This is a genomic window from Janthinobacterium sp. 35 (assembly GCF_002754575.1).
Classification (GTDB): Bacteria; Pseudomonadota; Gammaproteobacteria; order Burkholderiales; family Burkholderiaceae_D; genus Janthinobacterium; species Janthinobacterium tructae.
This window is the reverse complement of the sequence record NZ_PEFN01000001.1, coordinates 1,815,781-1,831,220: the sequence shown is the minus strand read 5'-3', so window position 1 is coordinate 1,831,220 and position 15,440 is coordinate 1,815,781. Positions and strand designations below refer to the sequence as shown.

The window sequence follows — 15,440 nt, the reverse complement described above, 5'->3', positions numbered from 1 at the left end:
TCAGAAGCCGAACGCCGCCTTCAGCAAGTCAAACACCTTGGTGTTGTCCAGCGTGCCCTTGAAGGCCTTGGCGCCGGCGCCCGTGGCCAGCAGTTTGACGTCGCCGCCGCCGTGGGTTTCGCTGGCCAGACGCACGCCTGTTTCTTGCAGGTAGTTGTCTTTCAGGGCCGTGGCGCTGTCGACGTTGCTGCGCAGGGCAGGGCGGTTCGGGCCGTTGCCGAACACCAGGGTGGTGTAGGTATTGCCATCGGCATCCTTGCTCGGCTGGTTATCCTTGTAGCCGCGGTTGATGTCGAGGATAGGGTTGCCGCGCTTGCCATAGCCGTTGAAGGCCAAGGTGTGGTCGTGGTCGGCCGTGACGACGATCAGGGTATTTTCCAGCTTCGGATCGGTTTCCTTGATCTTGGCGATGGCTGCCTTGATGGCGTCGTCGAAGGCGATGGTGTCCGTCAGCGCGCGCTTGGCGTTGATGCCGTGCAAGGCGTGATCGATGCGGCCGCCTTCGACCATCAGGAAGTAGCCGTTCGCGTTTTTCGACAGCAAGTCGATGGCCTTGAGGGTCATTTCCGACAGACTAGGCTGGGTCGCGCCTTCGCCCAGCGGTGGCGTGGCCGTGCGGTCCAGTTCATATTCCAGGTGGCTGCGGGTGCTGTACAGACCGATGAACTTCTTCCCGCTTGGCGCTGCCGCCATTTCCGCTTTCGTCGCGGCCACGGTGTAGCCCTTGGCGGCAAATTCCGTCAACAGGTTGCGGCCGTCGACGCGGCCGGCCTTGTTACTGGCGGACCAAGGCGTGAAGTGGTTGCGGCCGCCACCCATCAGCACGTCCACGCCATCGCCGAGGGCCGTGTTGTAGCCGACACCGCCTGGTGCCGTTTGCGCGGCGATCGCGTATTGCGCATTGCGGTTGCAGATGTGCGAGAACGTCGTCGCCGGCGTGGCATGCGTCAATTCCGTGGTGGTGATGGCGCCCACGGCCTTGCCCTTGGCTTTCGCCAGTTCCAGAATGGTCGGCACGCTCTTGCCGCCGGCCGGGCAGTTGTCCACGCCCAGGTTGCCGTTGGCGTCGCGGCCAGGTTCCTTGGCGGCGGTGTCCTGCGCCATCGAGATGACTTCATTGTTCATCTTGACGCCGGTCATGTAGGCGGCCATCGATGGCGCGCTGTCCGTCGTTTGCGCATCGTTCGAGAACGTCTTGATGCGCGCCGTACGCTCCAGCGTGTCCATCGTCAGGCTGCCCTCTTCCTTGTACTGGTAGATGCGCGCCGCCGTGACGACGGACGGGCCCATGCCGTCGCCGAGGAAGAAGATGACGTTCTTGGCGTCGGCGGCGTAGGCGCTGGCAACGCTGGCGGCCACGAGCGTGGTCAGCAAGGAGAGTTTCAGGGTGGATTTCAGTGCAAGTTTCATATGCGTGTCCAATTCTTGTGTCTTGGGGATTACAGACCGCCGGCCGTCTTGACCAGGCCGAATACTTTGGTGTTGTCGATGGTGCCCAGGAAGGTTTCCGAACCTTTGCCGATGGCGCCCAGGAAGACGTCGGTGCCGCCATGGGTTTCGTTGCCGACCGCGGTGCGGATCACCGCTTCCTGGTGGTAGGTGTTGGCGCTGGTGACGGTTTCATCGAGGCTGGCCATGGCGGCGCGGCTCGATTGCGTGCGGTTTTCGCCATTGCCGAAGCCGATGATCGAATACGGTGCGCCATCGAGGTCTTTTTCGACCGCGCCGGTGACGTAGTTCTTCACCACGCCCAGCACGCCAGGGTTGCCGGCGGCCGTCTTGCCCGTGCGCTTGGCGTAGCCGTTCAGCACCAGGGTGTGGTCATGGTCGGCCGTGACGACGATCAGGGTATTGGCCAGGGTCGGATCGGTGAGCTTGGCTTTTTCGATGGCGGCCTTGATGGCGTTGTCAAAAGCGACGGTGTCTTGCAGGGCCTTCTTGGCCGTCGTTTCGTGCAGCGCATGGTCGATGCGGCCGCCTTCGACCATCAGGAAATAACCCTTCTTGTTCTTGGCCAATACATCCATGGCCTTGGTGGTCATTTCCGCCAGGCTAGGTTCCTTGGCCGCATCGCGGTCCAGGTCATAGCTCATGTGGCTGGAGGTGAACACGCCGAACAAACGCTCCGTCTTGGCCGCATCGACGGCCTTGAAGTCGGCGCCCGTGTTGGCGACCGTGTAGCTCTTCGCTTTCAGTTCGGCCAGCAGGTCGCGGCCGTCGGCACGCTTGCCGCCATCCTTGAACGGCTTGAAGAATTGCGCGCCGCCACCGAGGACCACGTCCAGGCCGGTGGTGCCCAGGGCGCTGTTGTAGCCCGTGCCGCCTGGCACGAGCGCTGCGGCGATATCGTTTTCCAGGTCGCGGTGGCAGATGTGCGAGTAGGTCGCGGCCGGCGTGGCGTGCGTCACGCGCGCCGTGCTGACGACGCCGGCCGCGTAGCCCTTGGCCTTGGCCAGTTCCAGCAAGGTGGTGGCGGGCGTGCCGTTGCCGGTGCCGCATTTGTTGACCAGCTTGTTGCCGTTCGCATCCGTGCCCGGATCGATGGCGAGCGTGTTGGCCGACATCGAGATGACTTCATTGTTCATCTTGATGCCCGTCATGTAGGCGGCCATCGATGGCGCGCTGTCGGTGACTTGCGCGTCGTTCGAGAAGGTCTTGACGAAGGCCGTTTCCGGCAAGGTGTCCATGGTCAGTGCGCCTTCTTCGCCTACCGAGTAGATGCGCGCGGCCGTCATGGTGGTCAGGCCCATGCCATCGCCGAGGAAGAAGATGACGTTTTTCGGCGGTGCTTCGGCCACTACCTCTTCTTTTTTGGCGTCGCTGCCGCAGGCGGCCAGCATCAGGGTGATGGCGACGCTGCAGCCAGCGACGGAAATTTTTCTGCGTGTCATGTGGTTCATCCGGCTAGGTTTGAAAGAGCTAGCAAGATAGCAATTCAATGTGACACCCTCATGACGGTGTGACACGTTTGGCGTTCGATGGCCGGCTATTGCGCTGAAATATGCAACAAACTATTGCGCTTTAACGGGTTTTTTTACCGGATTGAGCAACGTAAGATGCATGCATCCCCATCATCTTGTGAAGGCACATCATGTTCTCCAAATCTATCAGCAGCGTTCTTGTTTCCACCCTGTTTGCCGCCGGCGCCGCCTCGGCCGCCGCCAGCGCGCCCCTGACCCTGGAAGTGTTCAACCCGGGCGAAGCGGCCATCTTCCCCGTCGCTTCCGTGCTGGTTGCGGGCAAGCATGACGCCGTGCTGATCGATGCACAGTTTTCGCGCGCCGAAGCGCAAAAGCTGGTGGAAAAGATCCGCGCCAGCGGCAAGAAACTGACGACCGTGTACATCAGCCACAGCGATCCCGATTTTTACTTTGGCCTCGACGTGATCAAGGCAGCTTTCCCGCAGGCAAAAATCGTCGCCACGCCGGACACCGTGGCCGAGATCCGCCGCAAGGCCGACGCCAAGGTCGCCTACTGGGGCCCGATCCTGAAAGACAATGCGCCGCACAGCATCGTCATTCCCGAAGCATTGAAAGGCCAGCGCATCACGCTGGAAGGCCAGTCGCTCGACATCGCCGGCCCGACGCCTTCGCGCACCTATGTGTGGATTCCGTCGATCAAGGCCGTCGTCGGCGGCGTGGTGCTGTTTGGTAACCTGCACGTCTGGACGGCCGATACGCAAAGCCTGCAATCGCGCCAGGACTGGCTCAAGACCCTGGACGGCATTGCCGCTTTGAAACCTGTCACCGTCGTACCCGGCCACTTCAAGGTGGGTTCGCCCCTGACGCCCGACAGCATCGGTTTTACGCGCGACTACCTGGTGACGTTCGAAGCGGAAACGGCCAAGGCCGCCAATTCGGCCGCGCTGATCGAGGCGATGAAAGTGCGCTATCCGAAGCTGGGCCTCGATGGCGCCCTGGAGACCAGCGCGAAAGTGGCAAAAGGCGAAATGAAATGGTAAAAACCTACTGCGCGACGCGATTTCCGGCCTGCGATGCTCACTGTGCTCCAGCACAGTTGCGCTTCTCTGCCAGAACTAGCGCCGCTCGCTACGGTTTTTGCAAGTCATCTGTTTTAGTTTTGTAAAGGATAGGGGCATGCCCACACTGCACTATATTTTCGATCCCCTGTGCGGCTGGTGCTACGGCGCCGCGCCGCTGGTCGAGGCGGCGCGCGCCGTGCCGGGCCTGGCGGTGGCCTTTCACGGCGGCGGCATGATGACGGGCAGCAATCGCCGCCAGATCACGCCCGCATGGCGCGGCTATGTGCTGCCGCATGACCGGCGCATCGAGCAACTGTCGGGCCAGCCCTTCGGCGACGCCTATGTCAACGGCTTGCTGAACGACACCACGGCCATGATGGATTCCGCACCGCCGATCACGGCCATCCTGGCGGCGGAAGTGTTGGCCGGCAAGGGCCTGGACATGCTGCAGCGCGTGCAGCGCGCCCATTATGTGGATGGCTTGCGCATCGCCGACCTGCCCGTGCTGCTGGCGCTGGCACAAGAGCTGGGCCTCGATGGTGCCGCCTTCCAGGCCGAGTATGCGCGGCAGGCGGGCGCCGCCACGCAGCAGCACATCGATGCCAGCCGTGCCTTGCTGGCGCAGGTGGGCGGGCAGGGCTTTCCCACGTTCGTGCTCGATGATGGCAGCGGCAAGCTGTCCGTGATCGATATCGGCGATTACCTGGGCCAGCCGGCGAAGTTGCAGGCGCAGCTGGGCGGCGTATGCGACGCCCACGGTTGCTCATTGTAAATATCTATCGCTTCGATAAAATCAATTAGCTTTTCCTTTGTCGTTGACTTCATTACACTAAGTTCCATCAGTCAACAACGAAGGAAAAGCAGTCATGAGTCAACAGCCGCCATTCAGCACCGCCTCGGGCATCCCCGTCGCCGACAACCAGAATTCCATCAGCGCTGGCCCCCGCGGCCCCCTGCTGCTGCAAGACTTCCACCTGATTGAAAAACTCCAGCATTTCAACCGCGAGCGCATTCCCGAGCGCGTGGTGCATGCCAAAGGCTCGGGCGCCTACGGCACCTTTACCGTCACGCACGACATCTCGCGTTATACCAAGGCCAAATTGTTTGCCGAAGTGGGCAAGCAGACGGCCACCTTCGCGCGCTTTTCCACCGTCGGTGGCGAACGCGGCAGTGCCGATACGGAACGCGACCCGCGCGGCTTCGCCGTGCGTTTCTATACGGAAGAGGGCAACTGGGACCTCGTTGGCAACAATACGCCCATGTTCTTCATCAAGGACCCGATCAAGTTCCCCGATTTTGTCCACACACAAAAGCGCGATCCGCAAAGCAACTTGAAATCGGCCGAGATGATGTTCGACTTCTGGAGCCATGCGCCGGAAAGCCTGCACCAGGTCACCATGCTGTTTTCGGACCGCGGCACGCCGGACGGCTACCGTCACATGGATGGCTTCGGCAGCCACACATATAGCCTGATCAATGCCGAGGGCCAGCGCGTGTACGTGAAATGGCACTTCAAGACGCGTCAGGGCATCAAGAATCTGCCTGCGGCGGAAGCGGGCCGCCTGGCCGGTGCCGACCCCGACTACGCCCAGCGCGACCTGTTTGGCGCCATCGAACGCGGTGATTTCCCGCAGTGGGAAGTCAAGCTGCAGGTGGCGACGCAAGAGCAACTCGATGCATGGGAGCAGCGTACGGGCTGGAACCCGTTCGACCTGACGAAAGTGTGGCCGCACGCCGACTTCCCGCTGCTGCCGGTGGGAATTTTCGAGCTGAACCGTAACCCGGACAATTACCACGCGGAAGTCGAGCAGGCAGCCTTTTCGCCGGCCAATGCCGTGCCGGGCATGGGATACTCGCCGGACAAGATGCTGCAAGGCCGGCTGTTCGCCTACCACGACGCGCAGCTGTACCGCGTCGGCACCAACCACCAGCATCTGCCCGTGAATGCGGCCCGCTGCCCCTTCCACAACCAGCAGCGCGACGGCGGCATGGCGATCCACAATGGCAGCTCGGCGCAGAACTACGCCAACGTGGCGGCGGCAGGCACGCAGCCGCAAGGGCTGGGCCATGGTGAACCGGCGCTGGCGCTCGACGGCGGCGCGGCCCGTTATGATGGGCGCGGCGTGGAAGACGATTACACGCAGGCCGGCAATCTGTTCCGTCTGATGTCCGTCCAGGCGCAGCAGAATCTGTTCGACAACCTGGCCGGTCCCTTGAGCCAGGTGCGGCCGGAAACCTTGCAGCGTCAGCTGGCCCACTTCGACCAAGCTGATGCCGCCTATGGCGCTGGCGTGCGGGCCGCCTTGCAGGCGCGCGGCGCGGCGCAGTAATCGGCGATCACAGGCGGAGCTATCCTGTTCCGCCTGTTGTTGATATAGCCCAAATTGGTGGCAGATATTAAATATTGCCGTATGGACATATTTGTCTTCCATGCGTAGACTTGTCGGTCTGATGATGGTGTCGTCTTCCTGGCGGCATCCTGACTAGAAAGTCTTGCAATATGAATATGGTGAAGCTGTCGGTGCATGGGGACGATCCCACGCTCAAATCCATTCTCGAAGTCTTGCCCACGGATCCGGAACGGCAATGGCGCAAGGGCGAGGCGAAGGGCACGGCGGGTCGCGTGCATCTCGATTCCGGCTTTGAAGTCGTCATCGCACAGGCGTCCAAAGCGCAAGTGTTACCCTCGCGCATACGCAGCTACCTGGCCGAATGCCGCTCGCGCGGCGTCACGTTCACGATGCCGCGCATCGTGGCCGAGCTGCAACTGGAGTTGAACGGCGACGACACGCTCGATGCGCCGCTGGACCTGACCCTGGCCGACATGCAGCACCTGACGGAGATGGGCATCAGCCTGAGCCTGGTGACGCGCTGCGCCGCGGCCTGATTCCCGTGTTGCACTGAAAAAATGGCCACCTGTTCAGGGTGGCCATTTTTCGTCATGGTTCGTCGAGCTCGACGGTGACCATATTGTCATCGGGCTTGCGGTCGATCAGCTTGTTGTCGGGATCGATGCCCGCCTTGCCGGGCCGGCTGCCGACGATGACGGTGTAGCTCGCTTCGCGCGCCGTCATGCGCAGGCGTTCGCGCAGCAGCGGATGGCCATTCGCGTCGTCGACGCCGATCTCGATCCAGTCATGCAGGGGCGCATCGTGTTCCTCTCCCTGTTCGCCGGCCGTCAATTTACCCGCCTGCACCTTGAGGGTGACGGCGTACTTGCCATCGCCGCGTTTGGTGGCCGTGGCCGACAGGGCACGGTTGTCGAACAGCACGATTTTCTCGAACAGGTCATCGATCAGGTAAGCCTGCTCGGGTGGCGTGACTTGGCGCAAGCCCTGCACCAGCGCCGTCACGCTCGCATACGGCGGTCCCTTCTGGCCATACGTCTTCAGCAGCTCGCGCAGCACGCCGTTGACCTTGTCTTCGCCGATCATATCCTGCAGCAAATACATGGCCAGGCTGCCCTTGTGGTAATGGATGTAGGCCTGGTTTTCATTCTCGGCCAGCGGCAGCTCCTTCTTGCGTTCTTCGCTGCGCCCCATCAGGTATTGATTCAGGTCATAGCGCAGGAAGCGGCGCATCTTGGCTGGCCCCGCAGTTTTTTTCATCACCATCAGGGCCGAATATTCGGCCAGGGTTTCGCTGAGCACGGTGGCGCCACGTGTGTTGCCGCCCACCAATTGATGCGCCCACCACTGGTGCGCCACTTCATGCGCCGTGATGTAGAACGGATAGTCGAGGTCCTTCGGATTCTTGTCGTCTACCTTGGCGATGAAGCCCAGGCCTTCCGAGTACGGAATCGTGTTCGGGAATGATTGCGCAAACGTGGCGTAGCGGGGAAATTCGACGATGCGCAAGACCTTGTGCTGGTAGGGGCCGAAGTTTTTCGTGTAGTAATCGAGCGCTTCCTTGCTGCCACGCACGAAACGATCGAGGTTGTATTCATGGCCAGGATGGTAATACACGTCGATGGCCACATCCTGCCAGCGCTCGTGCCTGACGGCGTAGCGGGCCGACTGGAACGCGTAGAAATTCAGGATCGGCTGGTCCATCGTGTAATGGAAGTAATGGCGGCCCTTGGCGATCCAGTCGTTGTCCAGCATGCCCGGCGCGATGGCCGTCTGGCCGTCGACGGTGCTGACGGTGGCGTCAAAGTTGATGCGGTCGGCGTCCATGCTGACGTAATTGTCGGCCAGCCCCCGTGCATCGTCGCGCGGCAAGGCCCGTTCGCGCGCCGGCAAGCCGTGTTTCTTGCGGTCGCGCGGGTCCGTCAATTCCAGCTGTGGCTGGTAGCCGATGTGCGGCAGCACGGCATTCGTGAAGAAGGTGCCGTTGGCCACGACGGGCGTGTCCTGGCCCAGGCCGAAGATGCCGCGCGGCGCGTAGCGGATGTCGAAATCGAGGCCCAGGCTGGCGCCCGGCGCCAGCGGCGCGGCCAGGCGGTAGCTGTAAAAGCCCAGCTTGCCGTCATCGAGGCCAGGGTGCACGCGCGTGTCAAAGCGCAGGCGCATGGTGGCGGTGGGGTCTTGCTGCACAAAAATGTGGCTGATCGGCAGGCTGGTCTTGTTTTGCAGCATGTAGCGGCCCGTGACGGCCAGGGTGCGCTGCGCCGGGTAGATGGCCACGTCGAGTTTCACGTCGGTGATTTTCGGCTGCGGCGTGGCGGCAAACTTGCGGTACTGGCGCTCGACGCTGGCGCGGTCCGCATCGCGGGCGAATTCGGACTTGTAATCGTTGGCCACGTGAAAGACGTAGAACAGCACGCCGCCGGCGAAGACGAAGATCAGGGCGCCGATGGCAAAGCTGGCCAGCACGCCGTGCGTCAGGCCGTGGCGCGCCAGGCGCAAGCGGATGCGCCAGCTGTCCTGCGCGCCGCGGGGCCAGAGCAGCAGCGACAGCACCGTCAGCATGATGGCCGCGCCGCTCCAGTACAGCAAGTACCAGCGCTCGCGCAACACATAGTGGCCGGCGCCGTTCATGGCCGAATAGATGAAATCCGGCGTGCTGGCGTACAGCAGCAGCGGGTCGCCCAGGCCCAGCGAGGCAAAGCTGATGCTGGCGATGTGGTACAGAATCATGGCGAAATACGCCAGGTACTTGTGATTGATCACTACCTGCAAAAAGATGGCCAGCACGGCGATCAGTGCGTAGTAGGGCAGGTGCGACAGGAACAGCGATTCCAGGTACAGGCCGGGGTCGAGGCGGTAATAGCCCTTGAAGACCTGGATCGACATGCCGCACAGCATGATGACCAGGCTCAGCAATGCTTGCAGGCCGATCAGGGCGAACAGCTTTGACAGCAGCGGCAGCCAGTTCGGCACGGGCAGGGCGTCGAGCATCAGCTCGATGCTGGTCTCGCGTTCGCGCCACACCAGTTCGCCCGCATAGAAGGTGGTAATGATCAGCATGAACAGGGCGAACGAGGCGCTGATCATGTCCAGCACTTTTTCCGTCATCGGATAGGTATTTGTGCCGTATATGGAACCCATGTCGAGCGCGCCCGCATACATGGTCAGCACGCCAGCGAGCACGATGACGACAAAATAGATATTCTTGATGGTTTCGCGCAGGTTCAGCCAGCTCATCTTGACGAGCAGGGCGGCCAGGTTGCGCTGCGCAAAATCAGGCGCTTCCTGCGTGGACAGCGAAGCGCTCGACAAGCGTAGCGGCACATCGCCGTCGCTGTGGCGCTTGCTGGCGCCCGCGTCCGTCGTGGCGTGGAACTGGAAGCGCCAGTAGCCGAGCAGCAAGGCCACCAGGGCGAAGCCGGACCAGATGGCGCGGTTCAGCAAATACACGCCCTCCAGGGTCACCAGGCGCGTGTTGCGCTCCGCATTCGGCCAGTATTCCGTCAGGTGTATCAGCGCCGTGGTGCCGAAGGGGTCGATCAGGGCGGCCAGGGTCTTGTAGTCGAGGTCGCGCGCCAGCGAGGGCGCCACCAGGTAGCCGATCAGCATGACCACCGAGCTGATGTACACGGGCAGCATGCGCCGCGTCAGGGCCGCGATGACGAAGAAGATGGCGCCAAAGATGAACAGGTTCGGCAGCAGGGTAAACACATACGGCATCAGATAGGCCAGCGCGCGCTGCGGCCCTAGCCGTTCGGGATCGATGCCGGGCAGCCAGGCGCCCAGCCAGGCCCCGATGACGATGCTGGAAAACACCACCGCCAGCACCAGATAGGCGCCGAGGAAGCGGCCAAAGACATACTGGTATTTTTTGATCGGCGCGCTGAAGAAGAAATGCTGCATGCCGTACTCGAAATCCTGCTGCACCGAGCGGCCCATCATGGCGGCCACCACCACGGCGCCGAAGCAGCCCAGCAGGCTGCACGTGAACGCCAGCGAGCGCGGCGCGTTGATCAGGAACTTGCCGCCGAAACTGATGCTCGCTTCCTTGAAGACGCCGCCGGCGGCAGCCATCCACAGCATGGCCAGGGCCAGGAACATGGCGAAATACACCCAGGTGGACAGCAGCTTGAGCCGCTGTCGCGCTTCAAAGCGGGCGATGGCAAACATGGCTGCCCCCTCAGTCGCACTGCGGGGCAACGCGGTGGCGCCCCGCAATGGTGGCGAAATACAGGTCTTCCAGGTCGCCGATGGCTTCCTCGAAGCCGTCGCCCGGGTCGTCGTCGCTGTAGACGTGGATCAGGGTGCGGCCCGACAGCAAGCGCGTGGAAATGACGGCGTGGCGCTGCTGGAAGCTGGCCAGCTCTTTCTTGTCGACAAAGCGCGCCCAGATCTTGCAGCTGACTTCGTCGATCAGTTCCTGGGTCTTGCCGCACAGCAGCAAATGGCCCTTGTTGATGATGGCCATGTTGGCGCACAGGTCGGCCACGTCGGACACGATGTGGGTCGACAGGATCACCGTCTTGTCTTCGCCGATATCGGACAGCAGATTATGGAAGCGGACTCTTTCCTGCGGGTCGAGGCCGGCCGTCGGCTCGTCGACGATGATCAGTTTCGGGTCGCCCAGCAGGGCTTGCGCGATGCCGAAGCGCTGGCGCATGCCGCCGGAAAAGCTGCCCAGGCGCTGGTGGCGCACGTCGAACAGATTGGTTTGCTGCAACAAGCCATCGACGACCTCGCGCCGGCGCGCCCGCTGTGACAGCCCTTTTAACATGGCGAAGTGGTCGAGCAGCTCGTACGCCGTCACCTTCGGATACAAGCCGAAGTCTTGCGGCAAATAGCCGAGCATGCGGCGGATCTCGTCCTTGTCGTCGAGCACGTCGTAGTCGCCGAAGAAGATGGAGCCGGAATCGCATTCCTGCAGGGTGGCCAGGGTGCGCATCAGGGTTGACTTGCCGGCGCCATTCGGGCCCAGCAAGCCAAACATCCCGGGCGGTATCGTCAGCGACACGTTATCCAGCGCCACCACGCCATTCGCGTAGGTCTTCGACAATTTGCGAATCTGCAATTCCATACAACTCCTGACTCATGCGTTGCTGCCCGATGCTACAGGGCATACTCTATGCTGGCATTGTATTGAATTTAAGACGTACTGGGCAGTTGCATGCGATACACGGCATTTTCGCGTGCCCAGATTGCAGATGAGCGGGGTGGGCGGCGCGCCGGATCTGGTCTTTCCAGCGCGCCGCGTAATTATCAATTACGGAACAGTACTGATTCCCGGTTAAACCACCAGCGGCACAGCATCAGCAGCGCGCCCGCGATCACCGTGGTCGAGGCCAGGATCACGCCGAACATGCGGTAATCCATGGTTCCCTTGACCAGTTCCTTCATGGCCAGCGACACGTTGGTCAGCGGCACCATGGCCCATATCCAGTTCAGCTCGACGCCGGGCAGCATGGCCGCCACCGTGGGCAGGATGACGAACAGCATCAATGGCGTGATCATGCCGGCCGCTTCCTTGTAGCTTTTTGCGTAGATCGAGATCGACAGCAGCAGCGAGGCAAAGATGGCGGCTGTCGGCACCAGCATCAGGGTCACCATGGCCAGGTCGGGCAAGCCGATGCTGCGCACCATGACGGCCATGTTGCCTTCGAGCGAACTGCCGAAGATGGCCAGCAGGGCGCCCATGCTGCCCACCATCAGCACGGCCGACGTCATGCCCACCGTAAACAGCACGAGGAACTTGGCCAGCACGATGGCGCTGCGCGGCACGGGCGCCAGCAGCAGGGTTTCCAGCGTGCCCCGCTCCTTTTCGCCGGCGCCCAGGTCGATGGCCGGGTACATGGCCGCCGTCAGGCACACCATCAGCAGCAGATAGGGCAGCATGCCGCCGACGATGGCGCCCATCTGCTCACGCTCGTTGGCCGTCGACTGCTTGTCGAGCACGATGGGGTGCAGGGCGAAGGCAAGCTGGGCCGGACTCAGGTTCAGGGCCGACAGCGCGCTTTCACGCAGGCTGGCGTTGTACGCCTCGACGATCTCGCGCACCCGCTGCAAGGTCACGTCGACCGTGCTGGCGCTGTTGTAGTGCAGCACTACCTTGGCTTGCTGGTGTTGCTGCAGCGCTTCTTCAAACCGGGGCGGAATGACGACGGCGAACTTGATGCTGTCGTCGCCGATGGCGCGGCGAATCTCTGCCTCGCTGGCCAGCGGCACTTCGCGCAAGTTGTGCTGCTGCGCAAAACGCGCGCTCAAGCCCGGCGAATGGTCCTTGCCGAACAGCGCATAGCGCATTTCCGCCGTCTTGGCGTTCTTGAACATATTGCTTGAAACATAAGCGAAGCCGCCAAAGATCAGCGGCATGGCAAAGATGGGGATGAGGATGGTGAAAATCAACGTCTTGCGGTCGCGCGTGAGCTCCAGCAACTCTTTCAGATAAATGGTCCACATGGCTCAGGTTCCCTGGTTGACGACGCTGACAAAGGCGTCGTACAGATCGGCACTGCCGCCCAGGTGGCGCAGTTCGTTGACCGTGCCGTTGAAGGCGGTGGTGCCGCGGTTGATGATGCAGACGCGGTCGCACAGCTTTTCCACCTCGTGCAGATGGTGGGTGGAAAAGATCAGCGGCACGCGCAGCGCCTTGTAGCTGGCGATGAAGTCGAGCAGGATCTTGGCCGACATCACATCGAGGCCCGTGGTCGGCTCGTCGAGGATCACCACTTGCGGCTCATGTACGACGGTGCGGGCGATCGCGCACTTCTGTTTCATGCCGGTCGACAACTGATCGGCCCGCTTGCCGCCGTATTCCTCCATCTGCAGCAGGGCAAACAGTTCGTCGCAGCGGCGTTTCAGCTTGTCGGCCGGCATGCCGTGCAGGCGGCCGAAATATTCCACGTTCTCGCGCGCCGTCAGGCGCCCATACAAGCCCGTCGAGCCGGACAGGAAACCGATGCTCTGGCGCGCCACCAGCGGCTGGCGCAGCACATCGACGCCGTTGACGAGGGCGCTGCCCGCGTCCGCTTGCAGGGCCGTCGACAGCAGGCGCAAAGTGGTGGTCTTGCCGGCGCCATTCGGGCCCAGCAGGCCCAGCACCTCGCCCGGGGCGCAGCTGAAACTGACGTCGCGCACGGCGTGAAACCAGCCGTCGTGTTCGCGCGGATCGCTGACGTGCACGCCCTTGCCCTTGTGGGGTGGCATGCGGAAACGTTTTGCCAGGTGCTTGACTTCAATCATGTGCTTCATCCATTTGACGGTGAAGAACGAGAGTAGCATGCAAAAAATGTAACTTGCAAGGTGGAAATATCGTTTGGTCTATTGAAAAAAACAGCATCTTCATGCAAGCTGGCCCGGTAGGCGCCGGCGGACGGCGCGGGAGAGTGCAATGCGAACGATCGATCAGGCGATGCAGGACAAGGTACTGGCCGTGGCGCGCGCCGGCATGACCAGTGCCGAGGCCATCGGTTTCTTCCGTGTCAGCCTGGGCTTGTACTACCTGGCCGGCCTGATGACGGAAGAAGCGCTCGATTTCAAGCAGATCGACGCGAAGTACAACCGCTTTATCTACCACTCGCTCGGTGGCGGGCACAGCATCGCCAGCGTGCTGCAATTCATGAGTGGCGAGAAAGTCTTGCGCGTGCTGCAGTCGGAGCGTTTTCGCGCCGCGTTTATCTCGCATTGCCCGGACATTCCCGTCGACAGCATTTCTTTCCTGATTTCACTGAACCTGGGCGTGGCGAAAAGCCTGTCCGGCCTCGATGCCGTCGGCCCCGTGGTCGACTGGATCGAGCAGGAAAAAGCGCGCACAAGTCAATAAAGCCCCGTTCACCCTGCGCGCGGCGTGGGTACGGCTGGCCCCGATCGTCCTATAATTCATGTTTTACTACTCATGAGCATAGCCACGATGACCGCGAACCGCCATTTTGACCCCCTGGATCGTTTGATTGTTGGCGCCGACAAGGCCTTGCGCGTCATCGCGGGCGTGGCTTCGGCCTCGCGCCCCTCGCCGGCCGCGCACGCGCCCGATGCGGAACTGAGCGCGGCCGAGCAGCGCCACAGCGCCGGCTTGATGCGCGTCAACCACGTGGGCGAAGTGTGCGCCCAAGCCCTGTACAACTCGCAGGCGCGCTATGCGCACAGCCCGGCCATCCGCGTCCAGTTCGACGAGGCGGGACGCGAAGAGGAAGACCACCTGGCCTGGACGGCGCAGCGCCTGACCGAGCTGGGCTCGCGTCTGAGCCTGCTCAACCCTTTGTGGTATGCGGGTTCCTTTGCACTGGGCACCATCGCCGCGCGCATGGGCGACGGCCGCAGCCTGGGTTTTGTGGTGGAAACGGAACGCCAGGTGGAAGCGCACCTGGCCAGCCACTTGCAGCAATTGCCGCCGCAGGACGCCAAGTCGCGCGCCATCGTCAAGCAGATGGCCATCGATGAAGTGGAACACGGCGCCGCAGCGCAGCGCCTCGGCGCCATCGACACCCCGGCACCCGTCAAGGCGTTGATGGGCATCATGGGCAAAGTGATGACGAAAACCGCGTATTACCTGTAGGTCGGATTAGGCCGCAGGCCGTAATCCGACAACATTGTTGGCGCTACCGGTGTCGTCGGATTACGCGGGGCCTTGCCCCGCTAATCCGACCTACCCGACCTACTCCTCGATGATTTCGAACGAGTGCGTAATTTCTGCGGTTTTCGCCAGCATGATCGATGCCGAGCAATATTTGTCGTGCGACAAAGTCACGGCCCGTTCCACGGCCGTCGGTTTCAGGGCCTTGCCCCGCACGGTGAAATGGAAGTGGATCTTGGTAAACACTTTCGGGTCGGTGTCGGCGCGGTCGGCCTTCAGGGTCACTTCGCAGCCACTGACGGCTTCGCGCCCGCGTTTCAGGATCAGCACCACGTCATAGGCGGTGCAGCCGCCCGTACCCAGCAAGACCATTTCCATGGGGCGTGGCGCCAGGTTGTGGCCGCCGCCATCGGGCGCGCCATCCATGGTCACCAGGTGGCCGGAGCCGGTTTCTGCCCGAAAACTCATGCCCGACGGGCCATTCCAGCTGACTTTGCATTCCATCGTACTCTCCGAAAATTGTAAGCGTTTTGTATTGTAATAG

The 15,440-nt window shown here is 62.1% G+C and carries 13 protein-coding genes; 6 read left to right on the top strand and 7 right to left on the bottom strand.

All coding sequences use genetic code 11. The annotated features are described in order from the left end of the window. Positions 1-1,410: an alkaline phosphatase gene (locus tag CLU93_RS08230; RefSeq protein ID WP_099760713.1), complete on the bottom strand. Its 1,410-nt coding sequence runs from the start codon at positions 1,408-1,410 to the stop codon at positions 1-3. 29 nt (positions 1,411-1,439) lie between these two features. Then, positions 1,440-2,891 (bottom strand): alkaline phosphatase, encoded by a 1,452-nt coding sequence (locus CLU93_RS08225; protein ID WP_180287824.1) that lies wholly within the window; start codon positions 2,889-2,891, stop codon positions 1,440-1,442. Positions 2,892-3,091: 200 nt separating this feature from the next. Between CLU93_RS08225 and CLU93_RS08220 the strand changes: the two genes are divergently transcribed. The 4 genes from CLU93_RS08220 (at position 3,092) to CLU93_RS08205 (ending at position 6,869) form a co-directional block, all read left to right on the top strand. Then, the gene (locus CLU93_RS08220; protein WP_165829287.1) at positions 3,092-3,961 is read left to right on the top strand and encodes an MBL fold metallo-hydrolase; all 870 of its coding nucleotides are present in this window, start codon (positions 3,092-3,094) and stop codon (positions 3,959-3,961) included. A gap of 136 nt (positions 3,962-4,097) precedes the next feature. Next, complete coding sequence (locus CLU93_RS08215; RefSeq protein ID WP_099760712.1) at positions 4,098-4,754, top strand: DsbA family protein; 657 nt, start codon at positions 4,098-4,100, stop codon at positions 4,752-4,754. Between the two features lie 94 nt (positions 4,755-4,848). Continuing rightward, entirely contained in the window at positions 4,849-6,312 is a 1,464-nt protein-coding gene (locus CLU93_RS08210; RefSeq protein ID WP_099760711.1) for a catalase, read from the top strand. A 170-nt stretch (positions 6,313-6,482) separates the two neighbouring features. Next, positions 6,483-6,869: a hypothetical protein gene (locus CLU93_RS08205; protein WP_116743167.1), complete on the top strand. Its 387-nt coding sequence runs from the start codon at positions 6,483-6,485 to the stop codon at positions 6,867-6,869. Positions 6,870-6,921: 52 nt separating this feature from the next. Here CLU93_RS08205 and CLU93_RS08200 read toward each other — a convergent pair whose 3' ends face one another. From CLU93_RS08200 to CLU93_RS08185, 4 genes are all read right to left on the bottom strand, one after another. Continuing rightward, positions 6,922-10,500, bottom strand: coding sequence for an ABC transporter permease/M1 family aminopeptidase (locus tag CLU93_RS08200; protein WP_099760709.1), 3,579 nt, complete (start codon positions 10,498-10,500; stop codon positions 6,922-6,924). Between the two features lie 10 nt (positions 10,501-10,510). Beyond that, on the bottom strand, positions 10,511-11,404 hold the full coding sequence (locus CLU93_RS08195) for an ABC transporter ATP-binding protein (protein WP_099760708.1): 894 nt from the start codon (positions 11,402-11,404) through the stop codon (positions 10,511-10,513). Positions 11,405-11,586: 182 nt separating this feature from the next. Then, a complete protein-coding gene (locus CLU93_RS08190) occupies positions 11,587-12,783 on the bottom strand; it encodes an ABC transporter permease (RefSeq protein WP_099760707.1) in 1,197 nt (398 codons plus the stop codon). Between the two features lie 3 nt (positions 12,784-12,786). Next, on the bottom strand, positions 12,787-13,566 hold the full coding sequence (locus CLU93_RS08185) for an ABC transporter ATP-binding protein (RefSeq protein ID WP_099764296.1): 780 nt from the start codon (positions 13,564-13,566) through the stop codon (positions 12,787-12,789). 148 nt (positions 13,567-13,714) lie between these two features. Between CLU93_RS08185 and CLU93_RS08180 the strand changes: the two genes are divergently transcribed. After that, complete coding sequence (locus CLU93_RS08180; protein ID WP_099760706.1) at positions 13,715-14,146, top strand: hypothetical protein; 432 nt, start codon at positions 13,715-13,717, stop codon at positions 14,144-14,146. Between the two features lie 87 nt (positions 14,147-14,233). After that, a complete protein-coding gene (gene coq7, locus CLU93_RS08175; protein WP_099760705.1) occupies positions 14,234-14,878 on the top strand; it encodes a 2-polyprenyl-3-methyl-6-methoxy-1,4-benzoquinone monooxygenase in 645 nt (214 codons plus the stop codon). 99 nt (positions 14,879-14,977) lie between these two features. On the opposite strand, the gene CLU93_RS08170 is transcribed toward coq7, so the two are convergent. After that, entirely contained in the window at positions 14,978-15,400 is a 423-nt protein-coding gene (locus CLU93_RS08170; RefSeq protein ID WP_099760704.1) for an OsmC family protein, read from the bottom strand. Positions 15,401-15,440 lie beyond the last annotated feature (40 nt).